This window comes from Dactylosporangium sp. NPDC049742, assembly GCF_040674675.1.
In the GTDB taxonomy this organism is placed as follows: domain Bacteria; phylum Actinomycetota; class Actinomycetes; order Mycobacteriales; family Micromonosporaceae; genus Dactylosporangium; species Dactylosporangium maewongense.
Map to the genome: position 1 here is coordinate 414,190 of NZ_JBFANF010000001.1, position 17,382 is coordinate 431,571.

Sequence of the window (17,382 nt, forward strand, 5' to 3'; positions counted from 1 at the left end):
GGGTGGCTGAGCTCGACGAAGGGCTGGAGGCCTCGGGAGGAATTCCGCAGGTCCTGACCTTCGGCACCCCATCCGTCGGTGAAATCCTTGCCGAGCGATACCAGCTCGAAGAGCACATCGGCAACGACTCATTGGGCCGTCAGCTGTATCGCGGGATCGACGTGATCCTGCGGCGGCCGGTGGCGGTCGTCCTGCGCTACCCCGGTGGGGAGAGCGCCAAGGAGATGCTGGGCGCGGCCGTTGCCGCCAGCCGGATCGTCCACCCGCACCTGGTCGGCGTCTATGACGCGATCGACGAGGGCAACCGGGCCTATGTGGTCCGGGAGTGGGTCGACGGGATCGCGCTGCGCGAGATCGTGGCGTCGGGCCCGCTGGACGCGGGGCGGTCGGTGGCGATCGCGTGGGCCGTCACGGACGCCGTGGCGTCGCTGCACGGGACGGGGATGGCGCACGGCAACGTGCACCCCGGCACGGTGCTCGTCGCGCACGACGGACGGGTCGTGCTGACCGACGCGCGGGCCGACGACCTGGCGACCCCCGAGACGGACATCCGGGCCATCGGCGCGGTGCTCTACTGCGCGCTGACGGGCTACTGGCCGCATCGCGAGGCCGGCACCTATTCGGTGCCGGACGGCGTGCGGGACAGCTCCGGCTCGCTGGCGGCGCCGCGGCAGGTGCGGGCCGGCGTGCCGACGCATCTCGACTCGCTGGTGATGGACCTGCTCAACCCTGACCTGCCGCTGCCGTCGGCGGAGTCGCTCGCCGGGGAGCTCGCCTCGTTCGGGCAGTTCGACGAGAGCGACCTGGCCGAGGGCGGCGCAGAGCGCGGCGGCGAGCAGCTCGACTTCGAGGCGTTCGACGCCGCGTCGCAGTCCACCGCGCCGCCGAAGCCCGCGGGGCGGAAGCTGGCCGTGGGCGTCGTGGGCCTGCTCGTGCTGGCGCTGGCCGGCACGCTCGCCGCGGCGAAGGTCCTCGGCGACCCGGCGACGCCCGGTGAGGCGCCACCCTCTGCGGCGGGCAGCAGCGCGCCGCAGCAGGCGAAGCCGCCGGCCGGCCAGCCGACGGTGCTGACGCTCAAGTCGTCCCAGGTCCGGATCATCGACCCGAAGGGCAACCGGTCCGAGGTCAAGGACGCCGAGAAGACGATCGACGGCAACACCGAGACGACCTGGCGCACGGAGCGATACCCGAAGGCCGACTTCGGTGGCAAGAAAGACGGCATGGGCGTCTGGCTCGACCTCGGCGAGGCGAGGCAGATCGTGTCCGTTGAGGTCAAGCTCGCCACCCCGGGGGCCAGCGGTGAGCTGCGCACCGGCACCACCGACTTCGGCAGCGGCGCCACACAGGACCAGCAGACCGTCGACCAGTACAAGGTGGTCGAGAACACGGCGAAGGCCGCGATGGACCCGACCAACCTGTACGTGGGTCCGGCGCAGCCGACGCGCTACCTGCTCGTCTGGATCACGAAGCTGCCCAAGGAAAGCAGCGGCAACGGTTATCGAGTTGCCATCGCCGAGATAACCGTTCGAGTCCAGTAGTCCCCACAAGCCGCTCGCGGTCGATAAGGTGCCAGCCGTGGAGGCGGAGCCGGGCGTGCGTCAGACGCCGGATGACACCGCGCTTCTGCATGCCCACGCCGCGGGCGATCCGTACGCGTTCGCCGAGATCGTCAGGCGGCACCGCGACCGGCTGTGGGCGGTCGCCCTGCGGACCCTGGGCGACCGTGAGGAGGCCGCTGACGCGCTCCAGGACGCGCTGCTGTCCGCGTTCCGGGCGGCCGGCAACTTCCGGGGCGACTCGGCCGTCACGACGTGGCTGCACCGCATCGTGGTCAACGCCTGCCTGGACCGGATCCGGCGCCGGCAGTCGCGGCCGACCGTGCCGCTGCCCGAGACGGACGTCACACCCGCCCCGGCGGCCGACCGCGACACGGCCATGGACGTGCAGCACGCGCTGCAGCAGCTGGCCGTCGACCAGCGCTCGGCGCTCGTGCTCGTCGACGTGCAGGGATACTCCGTGGCCGAGGCGGCCGTGATCCTGGGCGTCGCGGAGGGCACCATCAAGAGCAGGTGCGCGCGCGGGCGGGCCCGCCTCGCTGTGATGCTCGGCCACCTGCGGAACCCGGTCGGCACCGGCGGCGTCCCATCACCGAGCAGCGCTGAGACAGCGACTGGAGCCGCGGCGATCAGGAAGGAGGGCGGCTCGTGACGATGTTCTCCGACGCCGACTTCGACCTGCTCGCCGACTTCGTCGGTGGCGCGCTGGACGGCACCCCCGAGGCGGACGACGTGCGCCGCCGGGTCAGCACCGACGCGAGCTGGGCCGAGGCGTATGCGGCCCTCGTCACCGCCGAGGTGGCCGTCCGGGACGAGCTGACCGCGCTGGGCGCCGAGACGCCGGCCGTGCCGCCGGACGTCGAGCACAGGCTGAATGCCGCACTGCAGGCCGCGGTGGTCGCACCGGCCTCGGACGCGCCGGTGCTCGACCTCGCCCGGGCCCGTGAGGCGCGCCGGCATCGGCGGCAGCGGTGGGCGGTCGGGCTGGCGACGGCCGCCGCGGTGCTGATCTGCGGCGGGGTCGGCGTGAGCCTGGTCGTGAGCGAGCAGACCGTCACCAACAGCCCGGGCATGTCCGCGGCCGACGGCGGCCGGAACAACGGCGCGGCGCCGCAGGCCGGGCCCGCTTCGAGCTCGGGCGGCACCAGGGCGTCCGCCCGCTCCGACGCCGCCCTCGTGGCATCCGGCCAGGACTACGGGCCCGGCACGGTCGGCCAGCTGGCCCAGAGCGCGCCGTCCGCCGCGATGGTGCCCGACGTCGAGGGCAGCCGCAGCACCGACGTGGCCAAGTCGGCGAAGCCGCCGTCCGGCGTGCCCGAGGCGTTGCAGCGGCTCACGGACCCGGTGGCCAGGGCCGCCTGCCTCAATGCCGTGGTCGGGGAATACGGTGGTCAGGTGGCAGTGGTCGACTACGCCCGGTTCGAGGGGAAGCCGGCGCTGGTCGTCATCGTCGACGGCACGCGGGTCGGGGCCGGCAAGCGGCTGGTCATCGCGGTCGGGCCGGACTGCGGCATCGGCGGTGCGATCGCCGACGAGCTTTACCGCGGCACTGTCTGACCGTAGTGGTGATGTGGCACACGCGTCACCCCACAACGGGAATCATCGGTTCGTAGGATGACGTTTTGCTGGGCACAGGCTTAACTCGAGGAGTCGACCGTGGACGAGGTCCGCAACCTGATCATCGTGGGGTCCGGCCCCGCCGGGTATACGGCTGCCGTCTATGCGGCCCGGGCCAACCTCAAGCCGCTGGTGATCGAAGGCGTCACGTCCGGTGGCGCACTGATGACGACCACCGAGGTGGAGAACTTCCCCGGTTTTCCCGACGGCATCCTCGGCCCGGAGCTCATGGACAACATGCGCAAGCAGGCCGAGCACTTCGGGGCCGAGTTCGTCACCGACGACGCGACCCGCGTGGCCCTGGAAGGCCCCGTGAAGAGCGTGTGGGTCGGCGAGACCGAATACCAGGCCCGCGCCGTCATCCTGTCGACCGGCTCCGCCTGGCGCCCGCTCTCCGTCCCGGGGGAGCAGGAGCTGCTCGGGCGGGGTGTGTCGTCCTGTGCCACCTGTGATGGTTTCTTCTTCCGTAACGAGGACATCGTGGTCGTCGGCGGCGGTGACTCGGCGATGGAGGAGGCGACGTTCCTCACCCGGTTCGCCAAGTCGGTGACGATCGTGCACCGGCGCGAGTCGTTCCGTGCCAGCAAGATCATGGCGGAGCGCGCGCTGGCCAACGAGAAGATCCAGGTCCGGTGGAACAGTGTGGTGACCGAGGTCCTCGACCGCGGCGGCCGCGTCGGCGGCCTGCGCGTGCAGGACGTCAACACCGGCGAGGAGACCGACCTCGAGGTGGCCGGCGTGTTCGTGGCGATCGGCCACGACCCGCGCAGCGAGCTGTTCCGCGGCCAGGTCGAGCTGGACGACGCCGGCTACGTGAAGGTGGCGTCGCCGAGCACCCGCACCAACATCGAGGGCGTGTTCGCCGCCGGTGACCTGGTCGACCACACCTACCGGCAGGCGATCACCGCCTCGGGCACCGGTTGCGCGGCGGCTCTCGACGCCGAGCGCTACATCGCCACGCTGTAACTCAAACGCGGAGCACGACAGTTTCACAACAGGTAGAGGAGTGCGCATGGGAGCCATCCAGCCGGTCAGCGACAAGACCTTCGAGGCTGACGTCCTCAAATCCGATATTCCGGTTTTGGTGGACTTCTGGGCTGAGTGGTGCCAGCCGTGCCGGAAGATCGAGACGATGCTCAACGAGATCGCCGTGGGCGACCTCGCCGACAAGGTGAAGATCGTCAAGGTCGACATCGACAGCAACCCGGAGACGGCCCGCGCCTACCAGGTGCTGTCCGTTCCGACACTCACCGTGTTCAAGGACGGCGAGCCTTTCCGGTCGGTCGTCGGCGCAAGCCCGAAGAGCGCCCTGGTGCGTCTCATCGAGTCGGCGCTCGAGCCAGCCTGAGGCCAGCCACAAGCATTGATGCGCCCCGCCTTCAGGTAAGGCGGGGCGCGTTTTCGTCAAAGGCCGCGTGATGACGCGTCCCCGTGCCGTGGGCGGTACGCTGCGGTGCATTCGCTGGCTTTTTCAGGAGGACCACATGCGGGCAATCCGGCGCGGGGCGCGGGGAGCGGCGGTCGCCGAGATCCGCAGCATTCTTGTCGTGCTGGATCTGCTGGCTGACACCGCACCGCAGACCGATCCCGAGTTCGACGAGGCCACCGAACACGCGGTCCGCGCGTTCCAGCAGAGCCACGGCCTGACGGTCGACGGTGCAGTCGGCGATGAGACGTGGCGGTCCCTCGACGCGGCGCGGTGGCGGCTGGGGCAGCGGGCGCTGTTCCACACCGTCGGCGACCCGTACATCGGCGACGACGTCCGTCAGCTGCAGGAGCGCCTGCTGGAGATGGGCTTCAACCCTGGGCGCGCCGACGGGATCTACGGCAGCCGCACGGCGCACGCCGTCGCGCAGTTCCAGCGCGAGGTCGGCCTGCGGCCCGACGGCGAGTGCGGGCCGGCCACGGTCGGTGCGCTGCGCCGCCTCGGCCGCAAGGTGATCGGCGGCCGCCCGCAGCTGCTCCGCGAGGCGGAGGCCTTCCGCGCCTCCGGCCCGACCCTGCTCGGCAAGCGCATCGTCATCGACCCGGGCCACGGCGGACCCGACACCGGGCACGTAGTCCCCGACGGTCCGCTCCGGTGGGCGGAGGCGGACCTCGTATATGACCTCGCAGCCCGTCTGGAAGGCCGTCTGGCGGCCGCGGGCATGCGGGTGAACCTCACCAGGGGTCCGCAGCCCACAGCGGCTCTCAGTGACCGTGACCGGGTCCAGCTGGCCAACGAGCTCGGCGCCGACCTTCTCATCTCGATCCACCTCGACGGCTACCGCAACCCCGAGGCCGAAGGCGTCGCCACCTACCACTACGGCACCGTCTCCGGCCCGACGTCGATCGTCGGCGAGCGGCTCGCCAAGCTCGTGCAGCGCGAGATCGTCGTCCGGACCGGGCTCCGCGACTGCCAGACGCACGCGAAGACGTGGGAGCTGCTGCGCCTCAGCCGGATGCCCGCCGTCCGGGTGGACGTGGGCTACCTGACGTCGCCGACCGACCGCGAGCGGCTCATCGACCCGGCGTTCCGCGAGCGGGTCGTCGAGGCGATGATGGCCGCGGTGCAGCGCATGTACCTGCCGGTCGAGATCGACGTGCCGACGGGCTCCATCGACGTCAGCCTGCTGCGGGCGCTGACCAACAACGCCGTCTGAGGCTTCCCGCCCCTGCCAGTGCCTCCCAAGCCGCCGTTCAGGCCGGGAGGCACTGTTCGTCTTGCACGGCCCTTCCGGGCTGCATGGTCCGGGCGTCTCAGGGCTGCGCGCCCCGGCCCTTCAGGGCCGCATCCCGGTCTTCAGGGCCGGGGCCCGGTCTTCAGGGCTGCATGGTGCGGGTCGCCGGCCGCACCGGCAGCACCGGGCGGAGCAGCGACTCGGGGCTCATCGAGCCGAGCAGCTTCTCCAGCGCATACTCGACGTCCGACTTCCACGACAGCGCGGTGCGCAGCTCCAGCCGCAGCCGCGGGTAGCGGGGGTGCGGTCGCACGGTCTTGAACCCGATCGAGGTGAAGAAGTCCGCCGGCGCGAGGCAGCCCTGCTCGTTGCGACCGGCCTCGTCGACCTCGCCGAACTTCGCGTCGCCGAACGCCTCGATCGCCTTCACGCCGCGCTTCGTCAGGTCCCGCGCGACGCCCTGGACGAGCATCCGCCCCAGCCCGCCGTCGGCGAACGGCTGCACCACGTGCGCGGTCATCAGCAGCACCGCGTCGGGTGACACCGGCGAGGTCGGGAACGCCATCGACCGCGGCACGTACGCCGGGGGAGCGAACATCACGAACCCCGCCGGCATCCCGTCGACATACACCAGCTTGCCGCAGGAGCCCCACTCGAGCAGCGTCTGCGACACCCAGGCCTCTTTTTCGAGGCCTGGGTCGCCGTTGGCGCAGGCTCTGTCGGCGGCTACCGGGTCGAGTTCCCAGAAGACGCAGGCACGGCACGATCGAGGCAGATCCTCGAGGGTGTCGAGCGTCAAACTCACGAGACGTCGCGACATTGGCCCATCTCCGCGCGCTGCTTACTTACGGTCAACCGTCATGATGGTACGCACCGATCACGGGCCGCGGGAGTCATCCGGCGAGAGTTCCTCAGTCGGCGCCGCCCCCGCGGCTCATGTGCCTCAGCGGCACCGTGCGCCGCGACCAGGTCACGGGGTGTCTGGCTCCTTCTTGTCCAGCACCGGCGCCGCGTCTCCTCCTTGGGAAGACGCCCCCGCCCCTGCTGCACCCGCCCCCGTTGCCGCGCCCGGCCCCGCTGCCACGCCGGACGCGCCGGGCCCCGTTGCCGTGCCAGGCGCTTCCGGGCCTGGCACCGCTGGACCGGTAGCCGTTGCGCCGGCTGCGGGCGTTGTGGTGCTGCCGGCCGTACCGACGCCGCCACCGCCGACAGAAGGCTCGCTCGCCGCCGCCGGCTCCGGCGGGTCCACGTGAATCCCCGCGTCTCCGAGCGCCGCCTCCTCGCGGAACCGCGCCGGCGCCGTCCAGTTGATCCGCGGCGGCTCGGCGAGGGGTCGCCCGCCGAACTCCGCGAGCCAGGCGGCGACCAGCGCCAGATTCTCCCGCCACTGGTCTTCCGGGATCGGCGGCAGGATGTCGTCCCACAGCGCGAGGAACGTCCCCTGCAGCTGCAGCCGCCCATACGGTCGCGCGAGGAACCACAGGTGCAGGTGCGCGGCGCCGTCGCCCCACCGGTTCACGTGGACGCGCGCCACCCCGTCGAGCGACCGGATCGCCCGCTCCAGCCGCACCGTCATCACGCCGAGCTCGGCGGCGAGCATGTTGGGCAGATCGCCGAGGTCGAGGTGCGACCGTGACTCGAGGATCAGCACGGCCGGCAGCCCGGTCGGCCGGTCGAGGCTGCGCACCCGCCACCGGTCACTCACCCAGATGTACGCCTCGTCCGGCGCCCCGCACGCCCGGCACTCCGCCGGGTTGTCCCCATGCCGCGGCGGCTCGATCGGCACCGGGTCGAGCAGACGCTTCACCCGGAGGTCACCCTCGAACGGGAACGTGGGCCAGTAGGTAAACGAGGGCAGCTGCGATGGCGTCTCGGACACGAGCCGACCCTAGCCCAATCGCAACCCTGCTGTCCGCACCCTGTGGACAGTGCACCCCAGGGACCTTCGTCCACAGGCACCTAAGCCCTCTACCACGCGGTTTCACGTGAAACGGTGAGCCTGTGGATAACCCCTGTGGATAAAGTTCCCCCAGAACGATCCTGAGGCGGAAACCAAACGCCCCAAGATTTCGCCCCCAGCCGTTCTGATTGGCGTTTTCGGCGTTTGTACGACTAGCGCCAGCCCGACGCCCGTACCTGGCCGCTCCAACGGCGCCCTTCGCGAGTCATTCAGACACACCGCCAAGCGGTGCCACGATCAGCGCGCCCCTCGCCCACCCGACCGACCCACGACGGCCCACCGGTCGAACGTGACCGTTCCGTAGACGCGCCCGATCGCCGCGACCACATGCAGGCGGGAGAGCGACCGCGAACCGAACCCCACCGACATCAGGCAGCGGCCGCACGTTCCAGCTCGAAGCCTCGCCCCGATGCCGCGACCGCCGCGACATCTCAAACCGCCTCGGTCTTCCGGCCGGACTTCGCCCGGATACACCGCGGTCCGGGCCGCTGCTCGTTCTGCAGCTGCCCGGACCGCCGGCCGGATCGTTCACCGCGAACATCGCCGCGGCCGAGAATCTCAGTGCTACTGCTCCCGCTGCTGGCCTCGCTGGTCGACACCGATGATGCCGACGATGCGCTCCAGGTCGTCCACGGTCGCAAACTCGATCGTGATCCGTCCCTTGCGCTGGCCGATGTCGACCTTCACCCGCGTGTCGAACCGGTCCGACAGCCGGTCGGCGAGGTCCGACAACGCCGGCGCGTGTGGCTTGGCCCGCCGCTGCGGCGCCGCCTTCTTCGCCGTGGCTCCCTCCGACACCGCGAGCGAGACCATCTCCTCGGTCGCCCGGACCGACAGACCCTCCGCGACGATCCGGTGCGCGAGCGTCTCCTGCTCCTCGGAGTTGTCGAGTCCGAGGAGCGCGCGGGCGTGCCCGGCGGACAGCACGCCGGCGGCCACGCGACGCTGTACCTGAGCGGGCAGGTTCAGGAGGCGGATCGTGTTCGAGATCTGAGGACGGCTCCGGCCGATGCGCCGCGCCAGTTCCTCGTGGGTCGCGCCGAACTCCTCGAGGAGTTGCTGATACGCGGCCGCCTCTTCCAGCGGGTTGAGGTTGGCGCGGTGGATGTTCTCGAGGAGCGCGTCGCGGAGCATCGCGTCGTCGCGGGTCTCGCGGACGATCGCCGGGATCGCTTCCTTGCCGAGCGCCTGGGCCGCGCGCCAGCGACGCTCGCCCATCACGAGTTCGTACTTCTTCTGCGCGCCCGACTCGTCGTCCGACTCGATCGGCTCGGTGAGCTCGCGGACGACGATCGGCTGCAGGAAGCCGACCTCCTGGATCGAGGTCTTCAGCTCCTCGATCGCATCGTCGTCGAAGACCTGCCGGGGCTGCTTCGGGTTCGGCACGATCGACGTCACCGAGATCTCGGCGAACCGCGCGCCCGGCACCGGAGCGAGCTGCTCCACCGAGGAGTCGGCGGCGGTCACACCGTTGGTCGGAGCGTCGGTCTCGGCCGGGGGAGTCGCCAGCGCGGTGGCGGTGCCGCCCGTCGCGCTCTCGGCTGCCGGCGCGGCGGTGGGGATGAGGGCGCCGAGCCCCCGTCCGAGACCTCCACGTCGGTTCGACTTCATGCCACTCCTCCAACCTGCGCATCGTGCGCACCGCGCAGCGCGATTTCCTGCGCCGCCTCGAAGTAGCTCACCGCACCGCGGGAGCCCGGATCGTACGTCATCACGGACTGGCTGTAGCTCGGCGCCTCGGACACGCGAACGTTGCGGGGGATGACCGCGTTCAGACACTTCTCGCCGAAGTGGTTCCGGACGTCCTGCTCGACGAGGTCCGCGAGGCGGGTCCGCCGGTCGTACATCGTCAACAGCACCGTCGAGATGTCGAGCTTCGGGTTCAGGTGCGACCGCACAAGCTCGATGTTGTTCGTGAGGGCCTGCACGCCTTCCAGGGCGTAGTACTCGCACTGGATCGGGATCAGGACCTCTTCGGCCGCGACGAGCGCGTTGACCGTCAGCAGGCCGAGCGACGGAGGGCAGTCGATGAAGATGTAGTCGTAGTTGCTCCCGCCGGCCTCGATCGCCCGCTTGAGGCGCGACTCGCGGGCGACGACCGAGACCAGCTCGATCTCGGCGCCGGCGAGGTCGATCGTCGCGGGCACGGCCCACAGGTTCGGGATGCCCTCGACCTGCTGGGTCACCGCGTCGAGCGGCGCGCCGTCGATCAGGCAGTCGTAGACGTCCGGCACACCGGAGTGGTGGGGGACGTTCAGACCGGTGGAGGCGTTGCCCTGCGGGTCGAGGTCGATCACCAGGACGCGGTTGCCGTGCAGCGCCAGGGCGACGGCGATGTTGACCGCCGTGGTGGTCTTTCCCACGCCGCCCTTCTGGTTCGCCACACACATCGTGCGCCGCCGTGGCGGACGGGGCATCGTGATCTCCCCGCTCGGGTTGAGGATCTCCACGGCGCGCTTTGCCTCCTGAGCCAGCGGGGGGTCTTCGGTTTCACGTGAAACATACGCGTCTGTCATGGCGCCCTCGGTATCCGCGGTGACGACGGACGGGTGTGGCCGGGGGGACGGACTGCTCCGTCGCTCGGACCTCATATCTGCTCTCGTCTCGGCTTTCGCTTCGTCTGCAGCGGATTGTGAATCGGCTCTGGGCACGACCGGTTTTCCGCCCCGGCCGTAAACAGTACCGGTAGATGCGCGATCGACTGGGCCACTGCCGCGAAAGTCCACCGTGGTGCCGCGTGTCGTTTCGGCTGGGTTGTCGACCCGTGGCTGGGGCACTGGCCGCGCCGGCGGGCGAACCCCCCAACCCTCGATTTCCTGCCCGTCGGATCCCTGCGCACTCGCCGCTTGGGCGACCGGCGCCGGACTGTCCGGCTGATAGGTCCCGTGCCCGTGGTCGGGACCGGGAACGCCGGGCTCGCTGACTGCACCGAATCCAGAGTGCGCGACGTTCCCGGCGGGCGAGCCGTAGAGGCTTCCGGCGCCGGCGGCCGGTCGCGGACCTATCGGTGTTTCACGTGAAACATGAGAGCTGCCATCGCCGTAGTCCGGACCATCACCGCTGTCGCGCACCATGTCAGTCCCGTCCCGCTCGGAAAGATGTGCACTGCCGGCCGTCAGCGACGCTGTGCCCACCTCCGGCGCACCGCCCGACGCGAGGTCTCGAGTGACTGCGGTGACCGGCGCCGGGAACGCAAAAACGGCGCGCGGCCAGCCTACGGCGCACAGGCGACCAGAGCCATGGCCGATCGGCGCGTCGTTGGTCTTCTCACTCGCATTCGGCCGTAAGAAGACCAGAAAGCCGTCGACTCGGCGTAGGAGACCGCCGAGTCGCTTGGTCGGTGCGGCCGGCCAGCCGCTATTGCAGTTCCTGATGTCCATCGTCGAACCCCCGCGTTCCCCCGTGTCCGGAGGACGCTCTCGGCCCGCCCCCCGGTTTACCGCCCGCGCTTGCCCTTCCGGCGCTGCGCGACTTCCCGCTCCCGCACGACCTCGACGACGGTCGTCGGCTCGGCGAGGACGGCGTCCCCGCACAGCCGTACCGACGGCGTGCCCGCTCCAAGCCGGCTCAGGACTTCTGCGTGCTCGGCGATCTCCGCCGCGGCAGAGGATCCCTTGAGCGCGAGCAGTCGCCCACCGATGGCGGTGAGGGGAAGACACCATCCGGCAAGCCGGTCCAGCGGTGCGACTGCTCTGGCGGTGACGACATCGGCGAGGGGAAGCTTCCCGACGCACTCCTCGGCCCGCGCCCGGACCACGGTGGTCCGCTCGAGGCCGAGCGCCGTCACCGCTTCGGTCAGGAACGCGGTGCGTCGTGCGAGCGGCTCGACCAACGTGACGAACAGGTCGGGACGAGCCACTGCCAGCACCATACCGGGCAGTCCGGCGCCGGAGCCGACGTCGACGACCGTGGCGTCCGATTGGATGAGTTCGCCGAGGACGGCGCAGTTGAGCATGTGGCGTTCCCAGATGCGCGGCGCCTCGCGGGGGCCGATCAGCCCTCGCACCACCCCGTCGGTGACGAGCAACTGAGCGAACCGCTCAGCCAACGGGAGCCGATCGCCGAACACCTTCTCGGCGGCCGGCAACACCTCGTTCGGAACAGCACCATCCATGCGGTCAAGCAAATCACGCCGCCCCCGCGCGACCGGCCACTGGGGACAGATCGGCGCACGGGGGCGGCGGGAAGAGGGCCGCCGAAGACGCGGCCCCCGATGTTTCACGTGAAACGTCGCTCCGCGGCGGTCACGGCGTTGCGGAAGAGCATCGCAACGGTGGTGGGACCGACCCCGCCGACGCGCGGCGTGATGGCGCCCGCGACCTCCGCGCACGACTCATCCACGTCGGGCAGGAGCCGCCGGCCGGAGTACCGGACCCCGCCGCCGATGACGGTCGCGCCGGGCTTCACGTGCTCGGGCTGGATGATGCCGGGCACGCCGGCGGCGGCGATGAGGATGTCGGCCCGCTGCGTGTACCGCGGCCAGTCCGCGACACCCGTGTGCACGACCGTCACGGCGGCGTTGGCGGTCGGCCGCTTCTGCGACAGGAGCATCGCCAGCGGACGCCCCAGCGTCGCCCCGCGCCCGAGGATGACGACCTCCCTGCCGCTGACCGGAATCTCGTAGTGCGCGAGGAGCGCCTCGATCCCGGCGGGCGTGCAGGGGAGCGGCCCGGGCATACCCGCGGCAAGACGCCCGAGGTTCAACGGGTGCATGCCGTCGACATCCATGTCCGGATCGACCCGCTGCAACGCGACGTCGTAGTCAAGGTGCTGCGGCGTCGGGTACTGAATGAGCAACCCATGTACGTCGGGGTCGGCGTTGAACCGGTCGATGACCGCGTGCAGCGCCTCCTGCGTCGTGTCTGCCGGCAGGTGCTCATGCGGCGACTCGAACCCGAGCTCCGCCGCCTGCCGCTGCTTGATGCGGATGTACCCCGCGCTCGCGTCGTCATCGCCGACAAGGATGGTCGCCAGCGAGGGCACAACCCCCCGCGCGCGCAACGCCGCCACCCGCGTCGCAACATCAGCCAGGATCTTCTCGGCGACGGGAGCACCGGGCAGAAGAACAGCTGTGGTCGTGGACATACGACTCCTCGACGTGAGGACCCAGGCGGTCGACCCTCACAACTCGAGCTCCCCGATGGTCCGTCCCATCCCGGTGCCGCCAGTCGCGTCTGCCCCCCATTGTCCCCGATCCCATCCCCTCCCGCCCACGCGGGGACGAACCCCGCCGAAGGAACCTGCCACAGGGCCAAGGCCGCAGTTGTGGCCTCTCGGACCGGCACCAGCGCAAGTCGCGAGACCGGGCGGACGGAACCACGTCGCCCCCCACCGCGTGCGGCCGACGCTGCGGCGCCGCCCGCATCGCAGCCGGGAACCATGCCGCGCAGACCCGCCGCGGCCCGCCGACACCCGCACCCCGGCATCCAACAGCGTGGTGATCGAAGGAGTGTTCTGGTCGCGATGACGACCAGAACACTCCTTCGATCAAGCCAGCACAGGGTCAAGACCCACGACCCGGACACGAAGAAGCGGCGCGCCGCACGAACGAGAAGCGCGGCGCGTGGATGACGTTCGAATGCGACGCCGAGGGCAAGCGGCACAGGCGGCCGACTCACGCACCCGGGCCCGCGGCATGAGGATGCGGCGCGACACCCGGCATGCGGATACGGCACAGCCCGACACCACGGCGCGGAATGAGGCCCAGCACAACCACGCGCAACGAGTGCGTGAAGCGGGGCAGGCGTCGCATGAGGCGCGGCCAGCAGACAAGCGGGCGCCCCGGGCAACAAAGAACCGAGGCCGCCGAGACAGGCGGCGAGCAGGTTTGCGGCATGAGGGTGCGGGACCGTCCCCTCAAACACAGAGCGCGGCGTCGGCAGCGCGGGACGCGACACGGGGAAGGCGACAACCCGGACGCGGAGGCGGTGACCGACCACAGCGCAGTCGGGGCGGCGCTCGATTCGGCCGCAACCTAAGCCGGGGCGCGCGGCAGGGGCGGGAACACAAACGCAAGGGACGGGACGTTCCCCAGTGGACGGGGCGCAGTCAGGGGGCACGCGCCCACGGGCACAAGCCACGGGCGCAGGGCGAGCAGCACAGGGCGAGCAGCGACCGACTAGTGCCTGAAGAAGGGAGGCCAGACACCCGCAACCCGAACGCGCAGCCGGGGCACGAGCGTCAGCAACGGCCCACGGTGCCACTGGCCACGAGGCATGAGGCATGAGGCGGGGCAGGTGCACGGTGGCATGGGGCGAACAGCGACCGACTGACGCATGAAGACACAAGGGGTAGACACGCAGCGCCACCGAACGCGTGGCGCGGGGAGACGGAGCCACCAGGCGCGAGACATGGAGACGGGATCGCGGGGCACCGATCGCGGGCGAGGAACAACCGACTAGTGCGTGAGGAGCGGAGCGCCAGACACGCGCAACCCGAACGCGCAGCGCTGGGTGCAACCGACGCCAGCGGCGGGCGGCCGGAACCGGCCACAGTGCAATCTGCGCGGGGCTCGACTCGGCCGCAGGCTTAAGCCGGGGCGGGCGGCACGGGCAGGAGCACAGACGCACGGACGGGAGGCTCACGACGAGACGGGATAGAGGCAGTGGGACGCGGCAACCGGGCACAAGCCGTGGAGACGGGGCGTGGTGCCACCGGGCACGGGGCGCCGGCGGTAGCGGCGGGCACGGGCCACCGGGCACCCGACACAAGGCGCAAGGCGCAAGGCATGAACACCAGGACGCCGGGACGCGGGAATGACAGGAAGCGAGGGCACGGGGCGAGCAGCGACCAACTGGTGCGTGGAAGGGCGAGGCCCGTCTGCACCCCGCGACGTGCGGGGGTTGGACGCGAGGGGACGAGTACAGAGGCGGAACGTGCGGGGGCGTGGGCAGCCAGAGCGGAGACGCGCCGGGACAAGGACGCACCGCGTGGAGAGGTAGGCAGGTGGGTGGGCGAGGGCGAGCACAAAAATCGGAAAGCGGGGCGCCCCGTGATGGGGCGCCCCGCTTCGCGGTGGAGCTTGGGTCAGGCGACCGGGCGGACCACGATCCGGCGGGCCGGCTCGACGCCCTCGGACTCGCTCTCCACGCCGGGGAGGGCGTTGATGACGTCGTGGACGCACTTGCGCTCGAAGGCGCTCATCGGCTCCAGGCGGACGGCCTCGCCGTACTCCTTCACCTTCTCGGCGGCGTTCTTGGCGATCGCGCCGAGCTCCTTGCGGCGCAGGGCCCGGTAGCCGCCGACGTCGAGGAGGAGACGGCTGGGGGAGCCCGTCTGCCGGAAGACCGCGAGGCGGCTCAGCTCCTGCAGTGCCTCGAGGGTGGCGCCGCGCTGGCCGACGAGCGCCTGGAGGCGGCGGCCGGAGCCGTCGCCGCCCTCGACGACCTCGACGACGGGGCGGCCGCTGACGACGAGCTCGTCGATGTCGCCGTCGTAGTCGAGGATGTCAAGGAGGCCCTCGACGTAGTCGGCCGCGATCTCGCTCTCCCGGAACAGGTCGGCCGCGGCACGGCCGTTGCTGCCGCCGGGCGCCTTCGCCGATTCGCCGTCGCTGGAGTCGGCGTCCTCGTCGGCCTCGTCCGCGTCCTCGATCTCGTCGAGGTTGGCGTCCTGATCCGCAGCGTCGTCCTCGGTGCCGCGCGCGTCGAGATCACTGGTGGTGTCGGTCACGAAACTCATCTCCGCATGTTTGGGGCGCCGAGGCGCCGTCACAGGTCGTCGGTGAGGGGTGGTGGTGCACAGGGAGCGCCGCTCGCCGGCCCGGGGGAGGGGTGGGCCGGCGGGGTCGCATCAACCCGACTGCCGCTTCGCGGCGCCACCCTTCTTCGGGTTGATCGGCTTGGCGCCGGGCTTCGGGGCGAGGGCCTTGCCGTTGGCCTGGGCCTGCTTGGCGGCGGCCGCCGCGGCCTGCTGCGCCGCTGCCTCGTCCTTGGCCTTGCTGAGCATCGAGCGGAGGCCGCCGGCCGGCTTCGCCGCGGGGGCGCCGCCCTTGGTCAGCGAGGGGCCGCCCTTGCTCTTGTACGGGGTCGTGTTGGCGGTCGCGCTCGCCGGCGGCGGGTACTTGTGCAGGACCCAGTACTGCTGGCCGAGGGTGATCGCGTTGTTGGTGACCCAGTAGATGATGACGCCGATGGGGAAGTACCAGCCGGAGGTGAGGGTGAAGAACGGGATGCCGTAGAGCATGAACTTCTGGATCATGCGCTGCTGCGGGTCGCTGTTCCACCCGGTCTTCATAATCATCTGACGCTGGGTCAGGTAGGTCGTGGTGATCATCAGCGCGACGAGGATCGCGGCCACGATCTTCACGGTGGTCGAGTTGGCCTCGATCTTCGCGAGGTCGGAGGCGCTGCTGCTGAACTTGGCGACGATCGGGGCGTCGAAGAGCCGGGCGTCGACGGCGCCCATGAACTCGGGGATGCTCCAGCCGTACAGCTCCATCTGGTGGTTGGAGGTGCCGGGCTTCAGGTGGCGGAGCACGTGGAGGAGGCCGATGAAGACCGGGATCTGCAGGAACATCGGAAGGCAGCCCATGAGCGGGTTGACCTTCTCCTCCTGGTAGAGCTTCATGACCTCCTTCTGGAGGGTCTCCCGGTCGCCCTTGTGCTTCTCCTGCAGCTCCTTCATCTTCGGCTGGATCGCCTGCATCGCACGCTGCGACTTGATCTGCTTCACGAAGATCGGGAACAGCACGACCCGGACCGTGATCACCAGGAACACGATCGCGAGAACCCATTGCCAGTTGGTGCCGAGCGTGCGGTGGTCGGGCATGACCTTGTCCCACACGGTGTGCCAGAACAGCATCACCTGCGAGATCAGCCAGTAGATCCCGCCCATCAGCTTGCTAATCACGACACTGCTCCAGTCACGTCGACTCGGGCTCGGGCGAGGCTCCCCGGCGCGGAGGCACCGGATCGAACCCACCGGGGTGGAATGGGTGGCAGCGCAGCAGCCGCCAGATCGCGAGACCGATTCCCCGGATCGCGCCGTGAGTGCCGACCGCCTCCAGGGCATAAGCGCTGCACGACGGGTAGAACCGACAACGCGCCGGCAACGCCGGGCTTATCCAACGACGGTACGCGACGATGGGAGCGGCAACGACCCGGGCTCCGACGTTCATCGACGTCCCTCCCGGCTTCTGGGGCGGCGCGCGGCCGCCAGGGCCGACTCGAGGTCGCGGCCCAGGTCTTCGTAGCTTGCTGTCGCCGAGGGGGGTAGCGCCCTGACGACGATCATGGCGGCCGGGGGGAGGTCGGCCAGGTGCGGCCGGACCAGGTGCCGGAGCCGGCGCTTCACCAGATTGCGGACGACGGCGTTGCCGACCGCCTTGGACACCACGAAACCGGCCCGCGCCGGCTGGACCGCGTCGTCCGACGCCTCGCCCGTGCCGCCGGAGCCATCAAGGACAGCGTCAGACACGACGAAGCCGGCGCGCGCAGACGGTTGATCTGCTGGCGCCGGCTCGACAGTCGACTGCAGGAAATGCACCACGAGGGCTCCGCGACCGGCGCGGCGACCGTTGCGAATGGTGGCGGCGAAGTCTTCCCGCCGCCGCAGACGCTGAGCGGCCGCCAGCACGCTGCCTCCCGGA

General features: G+C 70.6%; 15 protein-coding genes and 1 pseudogene. 6 read left to right on the plus strand and 10 right to left on the minus strand.

Features of this window, described 5'->3' with window-relative positions:
- Positions 1 to 2 precede the first annotated feature (2 nt).
- From AB0J72_RS01885 to AB0J72_RS01910, 6 genes are all read left to right on the plus strand, one after another.
- Positions 3 to 1,538 carry a protein kinase family protein gene (locus tag AB0J72_RS01885; RefSeq protein WP_363393405.1) on the plus strand — a complete coding sequence of 512 codons (1,536 nt, stop codon included), beginning with the start codon at positions 3 to 5 and terminating at the stop codon, positions 1,536 to 1,538.
- 37 nt (positions 1,539 to 1,575) lie between these two features.
- Positions 1,576 to 2,208, plus strand: a complete 633-nt coding sequence (gene sigM, locus AB0J72_RS01890) for an RNA polymerase sigma factor SigM (protein ID WP_363393407.1) — start codon at positions 1,576 to 1,578, stop codon at positions 2,206 to 2,208.
- Positions 2,205 to 3,113 (plus strand): hypothetical protein, encoded by a 909-nt coding sequence (locus AB0J72_RS01895; RefSeq protein ID WP_363393409.1) that lies wholly within the window; start codon positions 2,205 to 2,207, stop codon positions 3,111 to 3,113. The genes sigM and AB0J72_RS01895 overlap by 4 nt, the downstream gene beginning before the upstream one ends.
- 99 nt (positions 3,114 to 3,212) lie before the next feature.
- Positions 3,213 to 4,139, plus strand: a complete 927-nt coding sequence (gene trxB / locus AB0J72_RS01900) for a thioredoxin-disulfide reductase (protein ID WP_354889675.1) — start codon at positions 3,213 to 3,215, stop codon at positions 4,137 to 4,139.
- 46 nt (positions 4,140 to 4,185) lie between these two features.
- Positions 4,186 to 4,521 carry a thioredoxin gene (trxA, locus tag AB0J72_RS01905; RefSeq protein WP_033359929.1) on the plus strand — a complete coding sequence of 112 codons (336 nt, stop codon included), beginning with the start codon at positions 4,186 to 4,188 and terminating at the stop codon, positions 4,519 to 4,521.
- A gap of 136 nt (positions 4,522 to 4,657) precedes the next feature.
- Positions 4,658 to 5,815, plus strand: a complete 1,158-nt coding sequence (locus tag AB0J72_RS01910) for an N-acetylmuramoyl-L-alanine amidase (protein ID WP_363393412.1) — start codon at positions 4,658 to 4,660, stop codon at positions 5,813 to 5,815.
- Between the two features lie 160 nt (positions 5,816 to 5,975).
- Here the strand turns inward: AB0J72_RS01910 and AB0J72_RS01915 are convergent, their stop codons facing one another.
- From AB0J72_RS01915 to rnpA, 10 genes and pseudogenes are all read right to left on the minus strand, one after another.
- Positions 5,976 to 6,653, minus strand: a complete 678-nt coding sequence (locus AB0J72_RS01915) for a GNAT family N-acetyltransferase (protein ID WP_344508509.1) — start codon at positions 6,651 to 6,653, stop codon at positions 5,976 to 5,978.
- A 150-nt stretch (positions 6,654 to 6,803) separates the two neighbouring features.
- The gene (locus tag AB0J72_RS01920; protein ID WP_363393932.1) at positions 6,804 to 7,691 is read right to left on the minus strand and encodes a hypothetical protein; all 888 of its coding nucleotides are present in this window, start codon (positions 7,689 to 7,691) and stop codon (positions 6,804 to 6,806) included.
- 666 nt (positions 7,692 to 8,357) lie between these two features.
- On the minus strand, positions 8,358 to 9,404 hold the full coding sequence (locus AB0J72_RS01925; RefSeq protein WP_363393414.1) for a ParB/RepB/Spo0J family partition protein: 1,047 nt from the start codon (positions 9,402 to 9,404) through the stop codon (positions 8,358 to 8,360).
- Entirely contained in the window at positions 9,401 to 10,384 is a 984-nt protein-coding gene (locus AB0J72_RS01930) for a ParA family protein (protein ID WP_344508616.1), read from the minus strand. Before AB0J72_RS01930 ends, AB0J72_RS01925 begins: the two co-directional genes overlap by 4 nt.
- 845 nt (positions 10,385 to 11,229) lie before the next feature.
- On the minus strand, positions 11,230 to 11,907 hold the full coding sequence (rsmG, locus tag AB0J72_RS01935; protein WP_363393416.1) for a 16S rRNA (guanine(527)-N(7))-methyltransferase RsmG: 678 nt from the start codon (positions 11,905 to 11,907) through the stop codon (positions 11,230 to 11,232).
- A gap of 104 nt (positions 11,908 to 12,011) precedes the next feature.
- Positions 12,012 to 12,878 (minus strand): tetrahydrofolate dehydrogenase/cyclohydrolase catalytic domain-containing protein, encoded by an 867-nt coding sequence (locus tag AB0J72_RS01940; RefSeq protein WP_354889668.1) that lies wholly within the window; start codon positions 12,876 to 12,878, stop codon positions 12,012 to 12,014.
- Between the two features lie 1,941 nt (positions 12,879 to 14,819).
- Complete coding sequence (locus tag AB0J72_RS01945; protein ID WP_363393418.1) at positions 14,820 to 15,473, minus strand: R3H domain-containing nucleic acid-binding protein; 654 nt, start codon at positions 15,471 to 15,473, stop codon at positions 14,820 to 14,822.
- 111 nt (positions 15,474 to 15,584) lie between these two features.
- On the minus strand, positions 15,585 to 16,628 hold the full coding sequence (yidC, locus tag AB0J72_RS01950; protein ID WP_363393934.1) for a membrane protein insertase YidC: 1,044 nt from the start codon (positions 16,626 to 16,628) through the stop codon (positions 15,585 to 15,587).
- Positions 16,629 to 16,639: 11 nt separating this feature from the next.
- Positions 16,640 to 16,911 (minus strand): annotated as a pseudogene (gene yidD / locus AB0J72_RS01955) (membrane protein insertion efficiency factor YidD).
- The gene (gene rnpA / locus AB0J72_RS01960) at positions 16,908 to 17,369 is read right to left on the minus strand and encodes a ribonuclease P protein component (protein WP_363393420.1); all 462 of its coding nucleotides are present in this window, start codon (positions 17,367 to 17,369) and stop codon (positions 16,908 to 16,910) included. Before rnpA ends, yidD begins: the two are co-directional and overlap by 4 nt.
- Between the last annotated feature and the right edge of the window lie 13 nt (positions 17,370 to 17,382).

What these genes read in the sequence shown, in the direction of transcription:
- trxA (WP_033359929.1), top strand. Translation starts at nt 4,186, where the DNA reads ATGGGAGCCATCCAGCCGGTCAGCGACAAGACCTTCGAGGCTGACGTC.
- AB0J72_RS01910 (WP_363393412.1), top strand. Translation starts at nt 4,658, where the DNA reads ATGCGGGCAATCCGGCGCGGGGCGCGGGGAGCGGCGGTCGCCGAGATC.
- AB0J72_RS01915 (WP_344508509.1), bottom strand. Translation starts at nt 6,653, where the DNA reads ATGTCGCGACGTCTCGTGAGTTTGACGCTCGACACCCTCGAGGATCTG.
- AB0J72_RS01925 (WP_363393414.1), bottom strand. Translation starts at nt 9,404, where the DNA reads ATGAAGTCGAACCGACGTGGAGGTCTCGGACGGGGGCTCGGCGCCCTC.
- AB0J72_RS01930 (WP_344508616.1), bottom strand. Translation starts at nt 10,384, where the DNA reads ATGAGGTCCGAGCGACGGAGCAGTCCGTCCCCCCGGCCACACCCGTCC.
- rsmG (WP_363393416.1), bottom strand. Translation starts at nt 11,907, where the DNA reads ATGGATGGTGCTGTTCCGAACGAGGTGTTGCCGGCCGCCGAGAAGGTG.
- AB0J72_RS01940 (WP_354889668.1), bottom strand. Translation starts at nt 12,878, where the DNA reads ATGTCCACGACCACAGCTGTTCTTCTGCCCGGTGCTCCCGTCGCCGAG.
- AB0J72_RS01945 (WP_363393418.1), bottom strand. Translation starts at nt 15,473, where the DNA reads ATGAGTTTCGTGACCGACACCACCAGTGATCTCGACGCGCGCGGCACC.
- yidC (WP_363393934.1), bottom strand. Translation starts at nt 16,628, where the DNA reads ATGGGCGGGATCTACTGGCTGATCTCGCAGGTGATGCTGTTCTGGCAC.